Annotated in this window: 21 protein-coding genes; 15 read left to right on the top strand and 6 right to left on the bottom strand. The window is 36.3% G+C overall.

Annotated elements, in window-relative coordinates; all coding sequences use genetic code 11:
• Positions 1 to 67: 67 nt before the first annotated feature.
• The 4 genes from etfB (at position 68) to uvrC (ending at position 4,325) form a co-directional block, all read left to right on the top strand.
• Positions 68 to 841, top strand: a complete 774-nt coding sequence (etfB, locus tag CQ058_RS13395) for an electron transfer flavoprotein subunit beta (RefSeq protein ID WP_002088867.1) — start codon at positions 68 to 70, stop codon at positions 839 to 841.
• Positions 842 to 877: 36 nt separating this feature from the next.
• Positions 878 to 1,855, top strand: coding sequence for an electron transfer flavoprotein subunit alpha (gene etfA / locus CQ058_RS13390; protein WP_002190811.1), 978 nt, complete (start codon positions 878 to 880; stop codon positions 1,853 to 1,855).
• A 211-nt stretch (positions 1,856 to 2,066) separates the two neighbouring features.
• A complete protein-coding gene (gene trxA / locus CQ058_RS13385) occupies positions 2,067 to 2,381 on the top strand; it encodes a thioredoxin (protein WP_000974757.1) in 315 nt (104 codons plus the stop codon).
• A gap of 159 nt (positions 2,382 to 2,540) precedes the next feature.
• Positions 2,541 to 4,325 (top strand): excinuclease ABC subunit C, encoded by a 1,785-nt coding sequence (uvrC, locus tag CQ058_RS13380; protein WP_105589759.1) that lies wholly within the window; start codon positions 2,541 to 2,543, stop codon positions 4,323 to 4,325.
• 115 nt (positions 4,326 to 4,440) lie between these two features.
• Here the strand turns inward: uvrC and CQ058_RS13375 are convergent, their stop codons facing one another.
• Positions 4,441 to 4,890: a YslB family protein gene (locus CQ058_RS13375; protein WP_002015405.1), complete on the bottom strand. Its 450-nt coding sequence runs from the start codon at positions 4,888 to 4,890 to the stop codon at positions 4,441 to 4,443.
• Between the two features lie 309 nt (positions 4,891 to 5,199).
• Here CQ058_RS13375 and sdhC point away from each other — a divergent pair, with 309 nt between their 5' ends.
• From sdhC to CQ058_RS13355, 4 genes are all read left to right on the top strand, one after another.
• Positions 5,200 to 5,826, top strand: a complete 627-nt coding sequence (gene sdhC, locus CQ058_RS13370; protein ID WP_002015407.1) for a succinate dehydrogenase cytochrome B558 — start codon at positions 5,200 to 5,202, stop codon at positions 5,824 to 5,826.
• A gap of 13 nt (positions 5,827 to 5,839) precedes the next feature.
• Positions 5,840 to 7,633: a succinate dehydrogenase flavoprotein subunit gene (gene sdhA, locus CQ058_RS13365; protein ID WP_002190809.1), complete on the top strand. Its 1,794-nt coding sequence runs from the start codon at positions 5,840 to 5,842 to the stop codon at positions 7,631 to 7,633.
• Positions 7,626 to 8,387, top strand: coding sequence for a succinate dehydrogenase iron-sulfur subunit (gene sdhB, locus CQ058_RS13360; RefSeq protein ID WP_002088861.1), 762 nt, complete (start codon positions 7,626 to 7,628; stop codon positions 8,385 to 8,387). Before sdhA ends, sdhB begins: the two co-directional genes overlap by 8 nt.
• A gap of 93 nt (positions 8,388 to 8,480) precedes the next feature.
• Positions 8,481 to 8,924: an acyl-CoA thioesterase gene (locus tag CQ058_RS13355; RefSeq protein WP_002190806.1), complete on the top strand. Its 444-nt coding sequence runs from the start codon at positions 8,481 to 8,483 to the stop codon at positions 8,922 to 8,924.
• A gap of 36 nt (positions 8,925 to 8,960) precedes the next feature.
• On the opposite strand, the gene CQ058_RS13350 is transcribed toward CQ058_RS13355, so the two are convergent.
• Positions 8,961 to 9,740, bottom strand: a complete 780-nt coding sequence (locus tag CQ058_RS13350) for a M15 family metallopeptidase (protein WP_002190805.1) — start codon at positions 9,738 to 9,740, stop codon at positions 8,961 to 8,963.
• Between the two features lie 254 nt (positions 9,741 to 9,994).
• Here CQ058_RS13350 and motA point away from each other — a divergent pair, with 254 nt between their 5' ends.
• Positions 9,995 to 10,789, top strand: a complete 795-nt coding sequence (gene motA / locus CQ058_RS13345; protein ID WP_105589758.1) for a flagellar motor stator protein MotA — start codon at positions 9,995 to 9,997, stop codon at positions 10,787 to 10,789.
• The gene (motB, locus tag CQ058_RS13340; RefSeq protein ID WP_105589757.1) at positions 10,779 to 11,567 is read left to right on the top strand and encodes a flagellar motor protein MotB; all 789 of its coding nucleotides are present in this window, start codon (positions 10,779 to 10,781) and stop codon (positions 11,565 to 11,567) included. The genes motA and motB overlap by 11 nt, the downstream gene beginning before the upstream one ends.
• Positions 11,568 to 11,595: 28 nt before the next feature.
• Here the strand turns inward: motB and CQ058_RS13335 are convergent, their stop codons facing one another.
• Positions 11,596 to 12,423 carry a 5'-nucleotidase, lipoprotein e(P4) family gene (locus tag CQ058_RS13335; protein WP_002190803.1) on the bottom strand — a complete coding sequence of 276 codons (828 nt, stop codon included), beginning with the start codon at positions 12,421 to 12,423 and terminating at the stop codon, positions 11,596 to 11,598.
• Positions 12,424 to 12,766: 343 nt separating this feature from the next.
• On the opposite strand from CQ058_RS13335, the gene CQ058_RS13330 reads away from it, so the two are divergent.
• The 3 genes from CQ058_RS13330 to CQ058_RS13320 all read left to right on the top strand — a co-directional run bounded on the left by CQ058_RS13330 (position 12,767) and on the right by CQ058_RS13320 (position 15,429).
• Complete coding sequence (locus tag CQ058_RS13330; RefSeq protein ID WP_002192446.1) at positions 12,767 to 13,651, top strand: ABC transporter ATP-binding protein; 885 nt, start codon at positions 12,767 to 12,769, stop codon at positions 13,649 to 13,651.
• A gap of 2 nt (positions 13,652 to 13,653) precedes the next feature.
• Positions 13,654 to 14,880: an ABC transporter permease gene (locus CQ058_RS13325; RefSeq protein ID WP_002015418.1), complete on the top strand. Its 1,227-nt coding sequence runs from the start codon at positions 13,654 to 13,656 to the stop codon at positions 14,878 to 14,880.
• Between the two features lie 117 nt (positions 14,881 to 14,997).
• A complete protein-coding gene (locus CQ058_RS13320; RefSeq protein WP_002088848.1) occupies positions 14,998 to 15,429 on the top strand; it encodes an Rrf2 family transcriptional regulator in 432 nt (143 codons plus the stop codon).
• A 60-nt stretch (positions 15,430 to 15,489) separates the two neighbouring features.
• On the opposite strand, the gene CQ058_RS13315 is transcribed toward CQ058_RS13320, so the two are convergent.
• On the bottom strand, positions 15,490 to 16,155 hold the full coding sequence (locus tag CQ058_RS13315; protein WP_002190800.1) for an MIP/aquaporin family protein: 666 nt from the start codon (positions 16,153 to 16,155) through the stop codon (positions 15,490 to 15,492).
• 142 nt (positions 16,156 to 16,297) lie between these two features.
• Positions 16,298 to 17,263, bottom strand: a complete 966-nt coding sequence (locus CQ058_RS13310; protein WP_105589756.1) for a DMT family transporter — start codon at positions 17,261 to 17,263, stop codon at positions 16,298 to 16,300.
• 101 nt (positions 17,264 to 17,364) lie between these two features.
• On the opposite strand from CQ058_RS13310, the gene CQ058_RS13305 reads away from it, so the two are divergent.
• The gene (locus CQ058_RS13305; RefSeq protein ID WP_002034214.1) at positions 17,365 to 17,937 is read left to right on the top strand and encodes a helix-turn-helix domain-containing protein; all 573 of its coding nucleotides are present in this window, start codon (positions 17,365 to 17,367) and stop codon (positions 17,935 to 17,937) included.
• Positions 17,938 to 18,007: 70 nt separating this feature from the next.
• On the opposite strand, the gene CQ058_RS13300 is transcribed toward CQ058_RS13305, so the two are convergent.
• Positions 18,008 to 18,193, bottom strand: coding sequence for a PspC domain-containing protein (locus tag CQ058_RS13300; protein WP_002129290.1), 186 nt, complete (start codon positions 18,191 to 18,193; stop codon positions 18,008 to 18,010).
• A gap of 363 nt (positions 18,194 to 18,556) precedes the next feature.
• Here CQ058_RS13300 and CQ058_RS13295 point away from each other — a divergent pair, with 363 nt between their 5' ends.
• Positions 18,557 to 19,798, top strand: a complete 1,242-nt coding sequence (locus CQ058_RS13295) for an amidohydrolase family protein (RefSeq protein ID WP_105589755.1) — start codon at positions 18,557 to 18,559, stop codon at positions 19,796 to 19,798.

Raw genomic sequence — 19,798 nt, 5'->3', positions numbered from 1 at the left:
TTTTAATAAAAATTAACAGAATTTTAAAATTGATAGAATCTTTCTGAAAAATAAGGGGGTAAATGGAATGAACATCTACGTACTCATGAAACGAACATTTGACACAGAAGAAAAAATCGTAATTAAAAACGGTGCAATTTACGATGGCGAAGCGGAATTCATCATCAACCCTTACGATGAATATGCGATTGAAGAAGCGATTCAAGTAAGAGATGCACAAGGTGGAGAAGTTACTGTTATAACAGTTGGTGGCGAGGATAGTGAAAAAGAACTTCGCACAGCATTAGCGATGGGCTGCGATAAAGCGGTACTAATTAACATTGAAGATGATGTTGAGAATGGTGACCAATTTACAACAGCAAAAGTGCTCGCTGAATATTTAAAAGATAAAGAAATCGATTTAATTTTAGGCGGGAACGTTGCGATTGACGGTGCATCTGGACAAGTTGGTCCACGAGTAGCTGAAGCGTTAAATATCCCATACGTAACGACGATTACGAAGCTTGAAATTGATGGTACAAATGTGAAGATTGAGCGTGATGTTGAAGGGGATACAGAAGTAATTGAATCATCATTACCTCTTCTAGTAACAGCGCAACAAGGTTTAAATGAACCGCGTTATCCATCACTTCCAGGTATTATGAAAGCGAAGAAGAAGCCACTAGAAGAAGTAGAATTAGATGATTTAGATTTAGAAGAAGATGATGTGGAAGCAAAAACAAAAACAATTGAAATCTATTTGCCTCCTAAGAAAGATGCAGGAAAAGTGTTACAAGGCGAGCTGCAAGATCAAGTAAAAGAACTTGTATCGTTGCTCCATACAGAAGCGAAAGTAATCTAATAAAATACGAAATTATATATGCAGGAGGGAAAATCTATGGCTCGTAAAGTATTAGTAATGGGTGAAGTTCGTGATGGATCGCTACGTAACGTTTCGTTTGAAGCGGTAGCAGCAGCAAAAACAATTGCAGAAGGCGGTGAAGTGGTAGGTCTTCTAGTTGGAGACAGCGTTGCCTCTTTTGCAAATGAATTGATTCATTACGGTGCAGATCGCGTTGTGACAGTTGAAAATGATAAATTAAAATCATATACATCTGATGGATATGCACAAGCGTTTTTAGCTGTATATGCTGAAGAAAAGCCAGAAGGCATTGTATTTGGACATACGGCACTTGGTAAAGATTTATCACCAAAATTAGCAGCGAAATTAGAAGCTGGTTTAATTTCTGACGTAACGGCTTTAGAAGTTGAAGGTGGAAATGTTATCTTCACTCGTCCGATTTACTCTGGTAAAGCATTTGAGAAGAAGATTGTAACAGATGGTATATTATTTGCGACAGTGCGTCCAAATAATATTGCAACTCTTGAAAAAGACGAGTCTCGCACAGCTGACGTGTCTTCTATTGCAGTTGATGTGAAAGATTTACGTACAATCATTCAAGATGTTGTCCGTAAAACTGCAGAAGGTGTTGATCTTTCTGAAGCGAAAGTTATTATAGCTGGTGGACGTGGTGTGAAGAGTGAAGAAGGATTTAAACCGTTAAAAGAATTAGCTGACGTACTAGGCGGCGCTGTTGGAGCATCTCGTGGTGCTTGTGATGCTGAGTACTGTGATTATTCATTACAAATTGGTCAAACAGGTAAAGTTGTTACACCAGACCTATACATTGCATGCGGGATTTCTGGTGCGATTCAGCATTTAGCTGGTATGTCTAATTCAAAAATAATTGTTGCGATTAATAAAGATCCAGAAGCTAGTATCTTCAAAGTAGCTGACTATGGTATTGTCGGTGATCTGTTTGAAGTATTACCTCTTTTAACAGAAGAGTTTAAAAAGTTAAAAGTACATTCATGATTTGAGTACCCTTGAGTTCCAAGTGAAGTACCCCTATATATAGAAAAAGGTGAGAGATCCCCTGTCTCTCATCTTTTTAGTATTTCATCCATATTTTTATATAGTATAAAGGAACATTTTTTTGTTACAATACATAACGATACATAATATTCGCCACGTATAAAAGTTAATGATATACTCTTGGTAGAATATACTTGAAGGAGGAAATAAAATGGCAATTATAAATGCAAATGACCAAAGCTTCGCAGCTGAAACTAGCGAAGGTGTTGTACTATTAGATTTCTGGGCGCCTTGGTGCGGACCTTGTAAAATGATCGCTCCTGTATTAGAGGAAATCGATTCAGAGTTAGGCGAGAAAGTAAAAGTAGTAAAAGTGGACGTTGATGAAAACCAAGAAACTGCTCGTCAATTCGAAGTAATGAGCATTCCAGCTCTTTTCGTATTAAAAGACGGTAAAGTAGTTGATCAAGCGTTAGGATATAAACCGAAAGAAGCGTTAGTAGAATTAGTTTCTAAACACTTCTAAAATAAAGAAGCTACCATTTGGTAGCTTTTTTATTTTCTTTTTTACAACCTTTCCGTTACAATAAAAGAACGTATGTTGGGTGTTTTGGCATAGTATGTTTTTATGTGAAAATAAAAATGATAAGCATAAGCATAAGCATGTAGAAATGGAGGGAGACGAGTGCACGAGCATTTAAAAGAGAAGTTAGCAATTTTGCCCGATCAACCTGGTTGTTATTTAATGAAGGATAAGCAGGGAACGGTTATATATGTCGGAAAAGCAAAGGTACTCAAAAATCGTGTGCGCTCGTACTTTACTGGTTCGCATGATGGGAAAACACTTCGGCTTGTTGGAGAAATTGTTGATTTTGAATATATTGTGACTTCCTCAAATTTGGAGGCTCTTATTTTAGAGTTAAATTTAATAAAAAAATATGATCCAAAATATAATATTCAATTAAAAGATGATAAAACATATCCTTTCATTAAAATTACAGCTGAAAAACAGCCGCGCTTACTCATTACGCGAAATGTAAAAAAGGATAAAGGAAAGTACTTTGGGCCTTATCCAAATGCGCAATCGGCACATGAAACAAAGAAATTATTAGATCGTATGTATCCACTTCGTAAATGTTCAAATATGCCAGATAAAGTTTGCTTGTATTATCATATGGGTCAATGTTTAGCACCTTGTGTGAAAGAAGTAACGGATGAGCAAAACAAAGAAATTGTTGATGAAATTATTAAATTCTTAAACGGTGGGCATAAAGAAATTCGTTCAGAATTAGAAACGAAGATGTATGAGGCTTCAGAAAAGCTAGAATTTGAACGGGCGAAAGAGTTGCGAGATCAAATTGCTCATATTGATGCAATTATGGAAAAGCAAAAGATGATTATGAGTGATTTAGTGGATCGTGATGTGTTTGGATATGCAGTTGATAAAGGGTGGATGTGTGTTCAAGTTTTCTTCGTTCGAAAAGGAAAGCTAATTGAACGTGATGTTTCTATGTTCCCGATTTATGATGAACCAGAAGAGGGATTTTTAACTTTTATCGGTCAATTTTATGAAAACAGTAGTCATTTCAAGCCGAAGGAAATTGTTGTTCCAGGAAGTATAGATTCAGAATTAGTAGAGCGCTTTTTAGAAGTTGAAGCGACACAGCCGAAGCGTGGGAAGAAAAAAGACCTTGTAGAATTAGCAAATAAAAACGCAAAAATTGCACTAGAAGAGAAATTTCACTTAATTGAACGTGATGAAGAGCGGACGGTTAAAGCCATCGATAATTTAGGGAAGCAGCTGGGCATTGAAACCCCATATCGTATTGAAGCGTTTGATAACTCGAATATTCAAGGGACAAATCCCGTTTCCGTAATGATTGCTTTTATCGATGGGAAACCAGCAAAGAAAGAATATCGGAAATATAAAATTAAAACGGTTCAAGGTCCTGATGATTACGAATCTATGAGGGAAGTTGTAAGACGCCGTTATACGAGGGCGCTTAAAGAGAATTTACCTTTACCAGATTTAATCATTATTGATGGTGGAAAAGGCCATCTGGCCGCTACAAGTGATGTTCTGGAGAACGAACTCGGTTTATATATTCCGATGGCAGGGCTTGTAAAAGATGACAAACATAAAACCTCCCATTTAATTATTGGAGATCCACCTGAACCTGTGATGCTTGAGAGGAATAGCCAAGAATTTTATTTATTGCAACGCATTCAAGATGAAGTGCATAGATTTGCAATTACATTCCATCGCCAGTTGCACGGGAAATCGGTCATTCAATCAGCATTGGATGATATTCCAGGAATCGGCGATAAACGAAAAAAGGTATTGTTAAAACATTTTGGCTCGTTAAAAAAGATGAAAGAAGCTTCCATAGCTGAATTTGTCGAAGCAGGTATGCCGAAAAATGTTGCAGAGATGATATATACTTATTTAACAGATAAGAAGACGTTGTAGTTTACAACGTCTTCTGTTTTTTGGTATAATTTCTGAAGATTTAAAATAAACTCATCTGAATGAATATACAAAAAAGTCAACTAAACTTATATGTCTAGTTGACTGTAAGTAGATGCTACACTTCAATGAGATCTTTTATATCCCATTTAACAAGAAATGTAATAGAGTCTGAACGCTTTTTCTGTTCCTCATAGGACTCTGCAACGACGTTTCTTTGTCTTTGAATTTGCTCGGCGATAAATCCAGCTTCTAATTGATAAGATGAATGTCTTTTTTGTTTTTGACGCTCAGTAATAAGTGTACCTTTAAGTTGAAACTGCATTTCACGACGTTTATGTTCAATGATGCTTAAAGTGCCCCAACCAGCTTTTTCAAAAAACTGAATGACTTCTTCAATTGTTTCTAGCGGATATTTTCTCGCAAGGTTTCTACCGGCCCAGTATAAAATACCATCTAAATCGTTACCAATTAAATCAGGTAGTAATTCTTCACGTAGCAATTCATAAGCGAAGGCGTTCAATGAAACATCTTCTAAAGATGTTATATCGATTGTATTTTTGCTCACAATATTCCCCTCTTTCTATAGGGATTATTATATAACATTTTTCATTTATAAAAATAGATTTTTCTTTGGGGAAATCTGAATATATAAGAAAAAAAAAGAATTGGCAAATTATATGCAAATTATGTACAAATTATGTATACGTTTTCTTGACGCTTCGACAAAAATAGGGGTAAAATGAACTTGTTATCAAATTATGCTGAAATATTTTGAATAATTTTTTCAGTTTTTCTTATGCCAATAGTGAAAAAACATTATTGTTGTAAATTAATCTGAAAACAGCAGTCAAACATTCAAGGGGGTAATGGGGACATGAAAGGCCGCGAGTATACGTTTCGTAAGTGGCACTCATTAATGGGGGTCATTCCGGTTGGTGTCTTTTTGACGCAACATTTAATTGTAAACAACTTTGCAACAAGGGGAGCAGAGGCTTTTAACAAAGCTGCAGGCTTTATGGAGCTCCTTCCATTCCGGTATGCGCTAGAAATTTTCATCATCTTTTTACCTATACTGTACCATGCTATATATGGCTTATATATTGCATTTACAGCTAAGAACAATGCGGTATCTTACGGCTATTTCCGTAACTGGATGTTCGTCTTCCAACGAATTTCAGGTATCGTTACGCTGATCTTCATTTCTTGGCACGTCTGGGAAACTCGTATTCAAGCATTGTTAGGTAAAGAGGTAAACTATGATATGATGGCAGATATTTTAAACAACCCATTTATGTTTGGTTTCTATTTAGTTGGTGTTGTTTCAACAATTTTCCACTTTGCAAATGGACTATGGACATTCTGTATAAGCTGGGGAATTACAGTATCTCCACGTTCACAAAGAATCTCTACTTATGTAACATTAGCTATTTTCTTAGGTCTATCTTATGTAGGTGTGAGTGCATTATTAGCGTTCATCGATCCACAGCTAGCAAACCAGTAAGGAGTGGGAGAGCATGAAAGGGAAACTTATAGTAGTCGGCGGTGGCTTGGCCGGCTTAATGGCAACGATTAAAGCGGCAGAAGCAGGAGTAAATGTTGAACTATTTTCTTTAGTACCAGTAAAACGTTCACATTCTGTATGTGCCCAAGGTGGAATTAACGGTGCCGTAAATACAAAAGGTGAAGGGGATTCTCCATGGATCCACTTTGACGATACAATTTATGGTGGGGACTTCTTAGCGAACCAACCACCAGTTAAAGCGATGTGTGATGCAGCACCTGGTATTATTCATTTAATGGATCGCATGGGTGTTATGTTCAACCGTACGGAAGAAGGACTTCTGGATTTCCGTCGTTTCGGTGGAACACAACATCACCGTACAGCATTTGCTGGCGCAACAACTGGTCAACAATTACTATATGCATTAGATGAGCAAGTACGTCGTCATGAAGTAGCAGGACTTGTAACGAAATATGAAGGTTGGGATTTCTTACGAGCTGTTGTAGATGATGAAGGTGTGTGCCGAGGAATCGTCGCGCAAGACTTACAAACTATGGAGATAAAAAGTTTCCAAGCTGATGCCGTGATTATGGCAACAGGGGGCCCTGGTATCATCTTTGGAAAATCAACAAACTCTATTATTAATACAGGTACAGCAGCGTCTGCTGTATATCAACAAGGTGCATATTATGCGAACGGTGAGTTCATTCAAATTCATCCAACGGCAATTCCTGGAGACGATAAGTTACGTCTTATGAGTGAATCTGCACGTGGTGAAGGTGGACGTGTTTGGACGTATAAAGATGGTAAGCCATGGTACTTCTTAGAAGAAAAATATCCAGCTTACGGAAACCTTGTACCTCGTGATATTGCAACGCGTGAAATCTTTGATGTTTGCGTAGAGCAAAAACTAGGTATTAACGGTGAAAACATGGTGTACTTAGATCTTTCTCATAAAGATCCGAAAGAACTAGATATTAAACTTGGTGGAATTATTGAAATCTATGAGAAATTTACAGGTGATGATCCTCGTAAACTACCAATGAAAATCTTCCCAGCAGTTCACTATTCAATGGGCGGATTATGGGTTGATTATAAGCAAATGACAAGTATTCCAGGTTTATTTGCAGCGGGTGAGTGTGATTATTCTATGCACGGTGGTAACCGCCTTGGTGCGAACTCATTATTATCAGCAATTTACGGTGGTATGGTAGCAGGACCGAACGCAATTGAGTATATGAAAGGTCTTTCTAAATCATCTGATGCTGTTTCATCTACTGTATATGAGCAAAATGAATTAATCGAAACAGAGAAATTTAACAATATTTTAATGCTTGATGGTAACGAAAATGCATATGTTCTTCATAAAGAGCTTGGAGAATGGATGACAGATAACGTTACAGTAGTTCGTGAAAATAAAAAGTTACTAGAAACTGATGCGAAAATTGAAGAGTTAATGGCGCGTTACAAACACATTAACATTAACGATACAGCAAGATGGAGTAACCAGGGTGCTTCATTTACACGCCAACTTGCAAATATGTTCGAGTTAGCACGTGTTATTACAATTGGCGCATATAACCGTAATGAAAGCCGCGGAGCGCATTACAAACCAGAATTCCCAAATCGTGATGATGCAAACTTCTTAAAAACTACGATGGCGAAATTTGAGGGAGAAGGAAAGGCACCAGCATTCCATTACGAAGAAGTGGATGTTTCATTAATTAAACCACGTAAACGTGACTATTCCTCAAAACATGATGTAGCTGCTAAGGGTGAAGAGAAGGGGGATAAGCAACATGTCTGAGAAAACAATCCGCCTCATCATTACGAGACAAGATGGACCAGATGCACAAGAGTTTGATCAAGAGTTTGAAATTCCATATCGTCCAAATATGAACATTATTTCGGCACTGATGGAAATTCGTCGTAATCCTGTTGATTCAAAAGGAAACCAGACGACTCCGATTGCATGGGATATGAACTGTTTAGAAGAAGTATGTGGTGCTTGTTCGATGGTGATTAACGGAAAACCACGTCAATCATGTACAGCTCTTATTGACCAGTTAGAGCAACCAATTCGCTTAAAGCCGATGAAGACATTCCCGATTGTACGTGATTTACAAGTTGACCGTAGCCGTATGTTTAACGCGTTAAAACGGGTTAAAGCTTGGATTCCAATCGACGGTACGTACGACCTAGGGCCAGGTCCAAGAATGCCAGAGAAAAAGCGTCAATGGGCATATGAACTTTCGAAATGTATGACATGTGGTGTTTGCTTAGAGTCATGTCCGAACGTAAACAGTAAGTCTGACTTTATTGGACCAGCACCGCTTTCACAAGCGCGTTTATTTAACTCGCATCCAACTGGTGAAATGCATAAAGCAGATCGCTTACGTGCAATTATGGGTGATGGAGGACTTGCAAACTGTGGTAACTCTCAAAACTGTGTGCAATCATGTCCGAAAGGTATTCCATTAACAACTTCAATTGCAGCATTAAACCGTGATACAACAATTCAATCGTTCAAAGATTTCTTTGGTAGCGACAATAACTATTAATAAACATTGCCTCTTCTTGTTGAAGAGGCAATGTTTATAAGTTTATTTTTCTGTTTATTCTGTTTATTTTAAGGGTGAAAAGGAGAGGGAACGATGAAGAGAATTTCTTATATTGAAGACTTTGAGCAATGGGAAAGTGGTTTTTCATTTTATAATCCTGTCAAAGTTCGTTTTGGTGAAGTAGATATGTTTGGACATGTAAATAATGTCGTTGCTTTTACATATTTTGAAGAAGCTCGTATCGCATTATTTAAAGAACTTGGATTTATGCAAGAATGGACACATGAATCATCAGAAACGATGATCGTTGTTGCAGATTTACAATGTAATTTCATTAAGCAAATTTATTTTGATGAACAGTTGAAGGTATATGTAAAGGCAGAGACGGTTGGGAATTCTTCTTTAGATTTACACTATATGGTCAAAAATGCAGAAGGAGAAGTTTGTTTAGTTGGACGCGGTATGATGGTGCAAGCATCGAAAAAAACTGGAAGAGGCGAACCGTGGCCGGAGGAATGGAAAAAATTGCTGATATAATAGAATAAAAGAAAAATAAGAGAGCGATTCGCTCTCTTATTTTTTGTCCTCCATCGCCTCTTCTAATGTTAGATGGTGTTTATATATGTATGCGGCATATGGATTGCCGACGTAGCGTAAGTGCCACGGTTCGTATGAATACTCTGTTGTCTTTGTTTTATCCTCTAAATAACGAATGACAAATCCGAACTCATGGGCATGTTCTGCAACCCATTTTCCTTCTGCTGTCTCTCCGAAGATTGGTTCTAATTGGAATTTAGCAGATTTTGAGCTAATATCCATTGCTAGACCAGTTTGATGCTCACTTGTTCCAGGAATTGCACTTACCGAATCAGCTTCAGCTTTTCCTTGGCGCTTAATATATGTGTTATGTAATGACTGTTGGCGTTTGTAAGAACGGTAACCTGAAACTGCTGTAAGTTCTAAACCTTCTTCTTTTGCTGCTTGGAACATCTGCTCAAGAGCGTCTGCAGCATCTTTACGAAGTAATGTTTTCTCTTTATCTTTTGGACTAGTAAATGGTACGTTCGGTTTCGTCAAATCTTCTGGAATGTACCCATCTGGTAATTTACGATGTTTATTGACTAATACAAGAGCAGAATCTGGGTTTGTTACAACGGAAAATTTATCATTTAGTTTCTTTGCATTAGGATTAGCTTTTGGAAAAGCAGGGATTTCTTCTTTTGGATGGTTACTATGCTTTTGACTTTCGACAGCTTTCGCCTCGTTTTGCAGTGGTGATTTAGAACCAAAGTAAGCGAAAGATGTGATACCGATTACAATAGTAGCGGCAGAAATAATTATTATCTTTTTCATGATACCTTGTAATCACTGTCCTTTCTTAATAAAATATGTATCGGTTTTATTATAAGTCTAGCTTATTGAAAAAGAAATATAAGAGTCGTAACGTAATAGAAATGCAAAGAAAATGTCAGAAAATGTAGTATTTTTTCATATAATTCATTTCTTATCTTTCATGAAATCCATTTTTTATGTAATATATACATATAAGAAGATGTAGCGATTATCGAGAATAAAAGACTTCTTGTATAGACTAGGAGTGAATGGGAATGGATTTTGCAACAATTATTGGAATCATTTTAGGAGTATTAGCGGTAGTCGTAGGGATGGTCGTCAAGGGCGCTGACATAACAGCCTTACTAAATCCTGCCGCAGCACTAATTATTTTCGTCGGTACATTTGCTGCAGTGTGTATTGCATTTCCGATGAATCAACTAAAAAGAGTTCCAAAATTATTTAAAGTTCTTTTTGGTTCAAATAAAAAAGATTTAAGTTATGAACAATTGCTAGAATTATTTGTTCATTGGACATCTGAGAGTAGAAAATACGGTATTTTGTCTTTAGAGCAACAATTAGATGAAATTGAAGATGAATTTCTTTTGCTTGGTATGAAATTTGTTATTGATGGTGTATCTGCAGAGGATTTAGAACAAATTTTAGAAGCCGAATTAGAAGCGATTGAAGAGAGACATGCAAAAGGGGCTGCTATTTTCTCGCAAGCTGGTACATATGCACCTACACTAGGGGTTTTAGGTGCTGTTATTGGTCTAGTAGCTGCACTTGGAAATTTAACTGATATTGAAAAGCTAGGGCATGCTATTTCAGGTGCGTTTATTGCAACGATTTTCGGTATTTTTTCAGGTTACGTATTATGGCATCCGTTTGCAAATAAATTAAAGCAAAAGTCTGCTGCTGAATTAGAGAAGAAACGTTTAATTATTGATTGTTTATTAATGTTACAAGAAGGTACATATCCGTTTATTATGAAGAACCGCATTTTAGGTGCACTTTCTGCAACTGAGCGTAAAAAGCTAGAAAAAGGAGCAGAAAAAAATGCGGAGTAAGAAAAATAGAAGAGGTAAAAAGAAAAAACATGATGAGCATATCGATGAAACTTGGTTAATTCCATATTCTGATATGTTAACGTTGTTATTTGCATTGTTCATCGTATTATTCGCAATGAGTAGTATAGATGCTGCGAAGTTTAAACAGATGGCAGTTGCTTTTCGAAGTGAGTTAGCCGGTGGAACAGGAAATAAAGAATTTTTAAGCGATCAAAAACCAAATGAGGAAAAAGAATTATCAGCAAATAGCCTTGAGGCAGAACAAGCAAAAAAACAAGCGGAAGATAGAGCTAAAGAAAAAAAAGAAATGGATGAGTTGAAAGCATTACAAAAAAAGATTGATCAATATATTAATGAGAAACAAATATCCTCTTCTTTTCAAACTAAGTTAACTGAAAAAGGATTAATGTTAACGATATTAGAAAATGTACTATTTGATTCAGGGAAAGCAGATGTGAAGTTGGAATCGTTAGGGATTGCAAAAGAGATGTCTAACCTACTTGTTTCAGCATCACCTCGTGAAATTACAGTGTCGGGTCATACAGATACGGTTCCTATCGCAAATGCTCAGTTTGCATCAAACTGGGAGTTAAGTACACAGCGTGCAGTTAATTTTATGCAGGTGTTACTCCAAAATAAAGAATTGCAACCAGAAAAATTTAGTGCAGTTGGTTATGGAGAATACCGTTCAATTGCACCAAATGATACGCCAGAAGGAAAAGCGAAAAATAGACGTGTAGAAGTATTTATTTTACCTTTAACAAGAAATATGCAATAAAAGAGGATGGCGAAGGCCATCCTCTTTGTTATTTTGCATCAAATGATTTTAAATTGTCACGACGGATTTTGTCTTTTTCTGCATCTGATTTTTTGAAATTATAGTCATATAGAGCACCTTCCCAATCACCGTACATTGGATTAGGGAAAATGATGAATTTCTCACCAAATTGTGCTTTTGATTCTGCTACTGTTTCATTACGATCTTTCACAGATTTTCCATCAAAACCAGTGAAATCAGATAAGTTGTCACCGAAGAATAGGACGATGTCATGTGTTTGAGAAACAAGTTCACGACGCTTTTCTTTCCCTTTTTCTTTCGGGTCTTGTAGTAATATATGTTCTTTCGTCGCTTGAGGAGCACCTACGCGCTCAAGGTTTTTAATTGTTGCATCTAGTTGATTTGTTTTACGATTTGAGATGTAGTAAATATCTACACCTTTAGACTCTGTATATTTTAAGAAATCAATAGCGCCTGGAAGAGCTTCAGCTTCAGCCTTATTAATCCAATCGTCCCATTTATAAGGATAGCCTTTTCCTGTTTTTACGCTCATTGCTTGATGGGGACTGTTATCTAAAACAGTTTCATCTAGATCAAGTACGATAGCAGGTTTTTTTTCTGTCCCTTTTGCAAGAGCTGCATCAAGCTTTAATTGACCAATATTGTAGCCTTGGTAGTAAAGTGCTTTCGTTTCGCCAGCTGTTTGATACCATAAATCGGCCATCAATTGCTGGTCTGTTAATTGTACTTTCTCTTCTTTTGCCACTGTTTTCTCAGCTGTTCCTGAACATGCTACAAGCGATGTGGAAAGAACGGCCACAGATAATAAAGTGGTAATGCCCCTTTTCATCTTCATATGTATCCTCCTTGATGTTAGAAAATCATCTTATATTATATATTAAAATATAAAAATTTTTTTATGAACATTTGCATATTGTCTTTTATATATATAGTAGTATGTCCTATATTAGAAAGATGGGAAAAATAACAAAAAGTGATTTGACGTGTTTTATTGTCGAAATGACAATTATAATTGACAAATATATCTTTGTTATTTACAATTTTAACTAAATAAAACAAATGGTGGATGGGGGATCATGATACGTATAAAAGATTGAAATATAGTACTATATTTTATTTCGAACAATCATAGTCTTTAATAGAGAGTACGAATGATACTAAAGGGGAGGCTTTATACATTGAGTTTACAAATTCAAAACTTAACAAAAATATTCGGAGAATCTAAAGCGGTTAATGGTTTGCAAATCTCGTTACCGAAAGGTGAAGTGTTAGGGTTACTTGGCCGAAATGGTGCAGGGAAAACAACGACAATTAAAATGTTACTAGGTTTATTAACGCCAAATGAAGGTTCTATTACGTGGGATGGAAAATCATTTGGTGATAGCGGGGTAACAATTGGATATTTACCAGAAGAAAGAGGCTTATATACAAAAAGTAGAGTAATAGACCAGTTGCGATATTTTGGTAGATTAGAAGGAATGACGAAAAAAGAAGTAGATTTTGCAATTGATCACTGGTTAGAGCGCTTAGCAATCCCAGAATATAAATTCAAAACAGCAGGAGAACTTTCGAAAGGGAACCAGCAAAAAATTCAATTGATTGCTGCTCTTCTTCATGATCCAGAACTTCTTATTTTGGATGAACCATTTAGCGGACTTGATCCAGTTAATGCTGGAATGTTGGCTAGTATTATTGGAGAACAAGTACAGAGCGGAAAGACAATTATTTTATCTAGTCACCGTATGGAGCAAGTAGAGGCTTTTTGCCAACATGTATGTATTTTGAAAAAAGGTGAAGCAGTCGTAGAAGGACAATTAAGTGATATTAAGAAAGAATACGGTTTTCGTAATTTAACAATCGAAGATACAAAAGAGAATGAAAAAGGATTAGAAGCTATACATGTTTCATATGAAAAACAACAAGGCCTTCTTTATGTGAAAGTACAAGATGATGCAGAAGCTCTAAAGATTTTGCAACAATTGCAAGAACAAGGTGTTGGTTTACGACAATTTAAAATGTTAGAGCCGACGTTAAACGAAATCTTTGTAGAGAGGGCGAAATAAAGATGCGTAAATTTTCTCATGTATTTTCATTTTATTTTAAAGAAGCATTTTTATCTAAAAAATCATTAATTACGAGTGCGATTTTATTTTTAGTTGTGTTTGGGATTTTTGCATTTAATCATTTTACTTCAGGCGATGATAAAAATAAGGATAAAGATAAAATTGCAGTTGTAGTAGAGAGCTCCACATACAAAGTACAAAAAGAAGAGCTAAATAAGCTATTGCCATCAGCAAAAATAACGGTTGGTTCAAAGGATGATTTTGATAAACTGCATAAGCAAGTAGAAGAAGGCGATTTAGATGGTCTATTCCATGTGACGGAAAAGGATGGGACTCCAGCAGTTACATATATGTATAATGGATTTCCAAGCCAAGCAACTTCTGCGATTATGGCGGGTTATTTAAAACAACAATATACGAAGGTGACGATTGCAAAAAATAATGTTTCACCAGAAATTGCGCAGCAATTACAAGCAGAAATTCAAGTGAAGCAAGAAGCGATAAAAGATCGTACATCTTCTTTCGGAATTGCATATTTCTTTACATTTGCTTTGTATATGTTTATTGTAGCTTTCGGAAATACAATCGCAATGAATATTGCATCTGAAAAGGCGTCACGTGTAATGGAAGTAATGCTTCCGAAAGTAAAGCCTCTTACGATGATGTATGCGAAAATTTTGGCGGTTGTTTCAACGGCGTTATTACAACTTGTAATATTGGCGTGTGGTTACCTTATTCCTTATTTGTTAGGTTGGGTCGATTTAGAAAGTGCTTCATTACTTGGTGTTCCAATTGACTTTACAAAATTAGATGCAAAGGTTATAAGTATGTTTCTTGTTTATTTCATTACGGGGTATTTACTTTATGCGATGATGTACGCTGCGGCTGGAGCTGTTGTGTCTAAGACAGAGGATTTACAAGCTGTATCTTTCCCGATAATGATTTTGATCATGGCTGCATTCTTCATTAGTATTAAATCATTAAGTGATCCAAATAGTACTATTGTTGTTGTAAGTTCGTATGTTCCGTTTTTCACACCGATGGTCACCTTCTCGCGGATTGTAGCCGGTGAAGCAGGTATGCTAGAGATTACGATAACATTAGTAGTTTTATTGGCGACGATTGGTATATTAAATGCGATTACAAGCCGTATCTATGTAAACGGTGTAATGAATTACTCTGATAAAGTGAAGTTTAAAGATTTAGCGAAATTTATAAAGCGTCAATAATAGAGAAAAGCATGGTTTTCTAATGGAATCATGCTTTTTCTTTATGTATAAATTGAAAATAGTATATAATGATAAGAGTCGTCTTTTAATAGAATGAATAAAAAGGAGGGTGTGCAGATGGGAATTAGTAGTCGTTTTACAGTAGGTGTTCATATGTTAACGTTACTTGCAATAGATCGAAACTCTCGCTGTACCTCTGAATGGATTGCTGGTAGTGTGAATACAAATCCAGTTGTGATTCGTCGCATTACAGGAATGTTGAAGAGAGCAGGACTTGTTGATGTACAAGCTGGTAAAGGTGGTACGACACTTGCTCGTGATTTAGATGAAATTACATTACTTGATGTATATAAAGCTGTGGAAGTTGTAGAAGAAGGACATCTATTTTCTTTCCATGAAAATCCCAACATTGAATGTCCAGTAGGAGCTAATATTCAATCGGTATTAGAGATTATTTTAATACAATCGCAAGAAGCGATGGAAAACGTACTTGCAAATGTAACGGTGCAGCAATTAGTTACAAATTTAAAGTCGAAAATTAAAGAATAAAAAAAAGCGAGCTTCCTCATGATGAGGGCTCGCTTTTTTTATTCGGAAATATTGAAAGTTCTATTTTTCCGTATTTAAAATAAACTTTCCTACAACAGCTGCTACGATACCACCAAAAATTGGGGCAACGATGAACACCCATAGTTGAGAAATTGCTTCTCCGCCAGCGAATAGAGCTGGTGCGATACTACGAGCTGGGTTAACAGATGTTCCAGTTAATGGAATACCTAATAAGTGAATTAATACTAATGTGAAACCAATTACTAGTCCAGCTAAAGAAGAACTTCCCTTTTTACCTGTTACAGCAACGATAACTAAAACAAATACGAAAGTTAAAATGAATTCAACTAAAAATGCTCCAGATAAACCAAGAGTCCCAAAACTATTTTGTCCTAAATTATCTAAAGGTGTTTTAGCAGATCGTAAAATTGTTACTAACGTTGCGGTTCCTAATAAACCACCTAAAATTTGAGCTAATAAATAATAGCTAAGTTCCATAGCGTTCATTCTTTTGTTGATGAACATAGCGATTGATACTGCTGGGTTAATATGACATCCAGAAATTGTTCCAATGCTATATGCCATAGCCACGATAGATAATCCGAAAGCCATAGCGATACCTAATGTTCCAATTCCTTCAATTCCGCCACCAATGACAGCTACTCCAGTTCCGAATAATACAAGTACAAATGTACCAATAAATTCAGCAATTGCTTTTTTTAACATAATTTACCTCCTATTAATGCACATGAAACGTATTATAACATAGGTTTTAGTATAAACAGCTAATGAAATACTATTCTGATAAGGCGAAATAGGGAGATAATAAAAATAGATATGGTTCTATGAAGAAGAACCATATCTATTTTTATGCTGATTTTTTTTGTTTAATGACTGGAACAGAACGGTTTAAAACACTATTTACGATCATTCCTAGCATGATAATAATCATCCCAATCAGTGACAGCCCGCTAGGGAATGAACCATTTAAGAAAATAATCTCACCAAGCACAGTGAAGACCATCGTTCCAGCTTGTGTTGCTTCAACAGCTCCAAGTAAAGCAAGATTGTCTTTTGCTAAGTCAGTAGCAAAGAAAAATGTCATCGTCGCAATAACTCCGGAACATAATGCTAACAAAAATCCTTGCATCATTTGACTTGATGATGGAATACCGGTAGTGGAAAATCCGTATATACCAAGTAGGATTGTAATAGGGAGACTTCCGATTGCCATTCCTAATACACGTTGGAATGTATCAAGACGCCCGCCAACAAGTTCCATCATTTTTCGGTTACCGAAGGGATATAAGAAAGCTGCTAAAACGACAGGTAAAAAACCAGAAATGAATTGAGTCATTGTAATATGACCGGCTTCAGTAGCTTGCATACAAAGTACACCAAGTAAAATAAATAAAGCGACGTATAAACTGCGTAGTGGAATTTTTCCACGTACAAGTTTTGTACCTGATTTTGTTTCTATTTTAATGAAGAATAATGGCGATAAAAGTAAACCTGCTAATATCGTAACTTGCCAAGTTCCAGCAACGAGCCAAGCTGGAGAAAAAACAGCTGCGAAACTTAATAAAGAATAGAAGCCGATGCCAGCGACCGAGCCCCACCCGATCCATACAAATGGATGTTTTTTTAATTCTGCCCATAAAACTCCTAAGTTTTTGCGAAATAAAACGATAAGGAATAAAATAGGGAGAGCGAATAGAAAACGGAAGGAAGCAGTCCAAGCCCAGCTTGTTCCAGATACATTCATTGCTCTGTTAATAATAAAGGTTGCAGAAAAAAAGGCCGATGATAAAAGACCTAGTAATATTGCGCGCATGAAGTATGGCACTCCTTTCGGAATTGAGTATTTATGTATAGTATAATATACTTAAAGATAATAAAAGTAAACTATTCTATATTTTAAGGTGGTTTTTATATATGAAAGAAAATGAAGATATGCAAACGAAAGAAGTAATTCAGCAAGTAGGTCAGCTATTAAGACAAATTCGAAATGAACAAAAATTAAGTTTAGAAGAATTAGCCCAAAAAACAGGGGTTAGTAAATTAACATTAGGGAAAATTGAGAGAGGCGAAACGAATCCAACGTTAGCTGTCATTTGGAAAATAACGAAAGGGTTATCGATTCCTTTATCGAGATTAATGGTTGTTGGAGAACCTGTAGCTGTTGCGCGCTGCGGAGAAGGATTTGCAGTAGATGTAGGACAAGCATGGCATTTAGAAACGATGTTCCGTTACACGAAAGAAACAGGGATGGAAATGCACCGTGCTTGTTTAAGAGCGAATAGTATATATGAACCGGAAGCTCATCATGAAGGAGCAATTGAGCTGGTAACAGTAATGAAAGGGAAAGTTTCTATTCAAGTTGAGAATGACGTATATGTGCTAAATGAGTTTGACTCCATTCAGTTTGAAGCTAATAAGAAACATAGTTATAAAAATGAAGAGGATGAAGTAGCGGTATTACATTTAACGATGAAATATTCTTCATGAAAAAATCCCCTATAGAAAAATCTATAGGGGATTTTTTATACGCTATGCTCAAATATATGAAAGAATGTTATTAGTAAGAGCGTGGCATAAGTAATAAACAAATAAAATAAACTAAAAACCCCGTCCCAAAACATAAAATAGCAATGACCCAAAGTATGCGAATGAGAGTAGAGCTAATATCAAAATATTCTCCTAAACCACCGCATATACCAAATAACATTTTATCAGTTTCGGATTTATATAACCTCTTCGACATATTATGATCCTCTCCTTTTTATATCACCGCTGTTATGTATGAGTGATACAGTGTACTTTTATTCTATATGGAAATTTATCCCGCATTAACGGGCAGTAAAACTCCCACCTCAAAATTCGGCTGAAGCAAAGAAGTTAGGTGGGAGATCAACTGCCCGTAAACGCCCGATTGGTGAAGGCTAATAATCAGTGGGGGATGACCCCCCCCACTGATTATAGTTTCACTTTATGAGAAGACCATTAGGTTATATTACATTTTTTTGTGAAAGGACAATACAGTGGATTAATTGTCTTAATTTTCAGTTGGTATTAAAATGAAAATGAGGGTGTGACGTATTTTCTAATATAAGGTGGGGAAATGGTAATGACATTATATTGGTTGACTAATGTAAAGCTTGAAACAGGTTATACATATGAAGAAGCGAAAATTTCACAAACGGAAACTGAGATATGCAGTCTTCTTATTGAAGATGGGCGAATTAAAAGAATTATATCGAGAATCGCCCAAGAGGAAGGAACGTTAACTTTTGATGCTAATCGTTTATTAGTTTTACCAGCTTTTGAAGAGATGCATATTCATATTGATAAAACATATTATAGTGGGCCTTGGAAAGCTTGTATGCCAGCAGAAAATATTTTTACACGTTTTAATGAAGAAAAAAGGATTTTACCAAAGCAATTAGCAACTGCTCAAGACAGGGCGGAAAATATGCTAGAGTTATTGCTTCGAAATGGCGCAACAAATATTAGAACGCATTGTAATGTGGATCCGGTTATTGGACTTCGTAATTTAGAGGCAACGTTAGCGGCTTTAGGAACATATAAAGATCGGTTGTCTGGTAGAATAGTTGCATTTCCGCAACATGGATTATTGCGAAGTAATTCTATGCAACTTGTGAAAGATGCGATGCGTATGGGCGCACAATTAGTTGGCGGAGTGGACCCAGCTACAGTAGATAATGATATTGAAAAATCATTACATACGATTATGGACATTGCGGTAGAATTTAATGCGGATGTTGATATTCATTTGCACGATGCGAATAATCTTGGAACGTTTACAATGAAGAGATTAGCAAGTCTAACGGAAGAAGCAGGATGGCAAGGTCGTGTAACAATTAGTCATGCGCTTGGACTTGGTGGTGTTACTGATAAAGAAGCTGAAGAAGTGGCAGAAAGACTAGCAGCATTAAAGATTGATATCACTTCAACCGTTCCAATCGGTAAACAAGTAATCCCAATTCCATTATTAGATCGAAAAGGAGTTAAAGTTTCATTAGGAAATGATAGTATTACAGATCATTGGTCTCCGTTTGGCACAGGTGATATGCTTCAAAAGGCAAATCGATTGGCAGAACGATTTGGTTGGAGTGATGAAAGGTCTTTAGGGAAAGCTCTTCGTTTTATTACTGGAGGGAAAGAAACGTTAAATAATGAAGGGAAACGAGTGTGGCCGAATGTAGGGGATGAGGCAAGTTTTGTTTTAACGAATGCAACATGCGCCGCGGAAGCAGTGGCTCGTCAAACAGAGAAGCGTGTAGTTATGTATAAAGGGAATGTTGTTATAGGGGATTTAAATCAAGTGAAATCTGATAATCTTGTATAG

The sequence above is a fragment of the Bacillus sp. MYb56 genome, assembly GCF_002976445.1.
Classification (GTDB): Bacteria; Bacillota; Bacilli; order Bacillales; family Bacillaceae_G; genus Bacillus_A; species Bacillus_A mycoides.
This window is presented reverse-complemented; position numbering and strand designations above follow the sequence as displayed.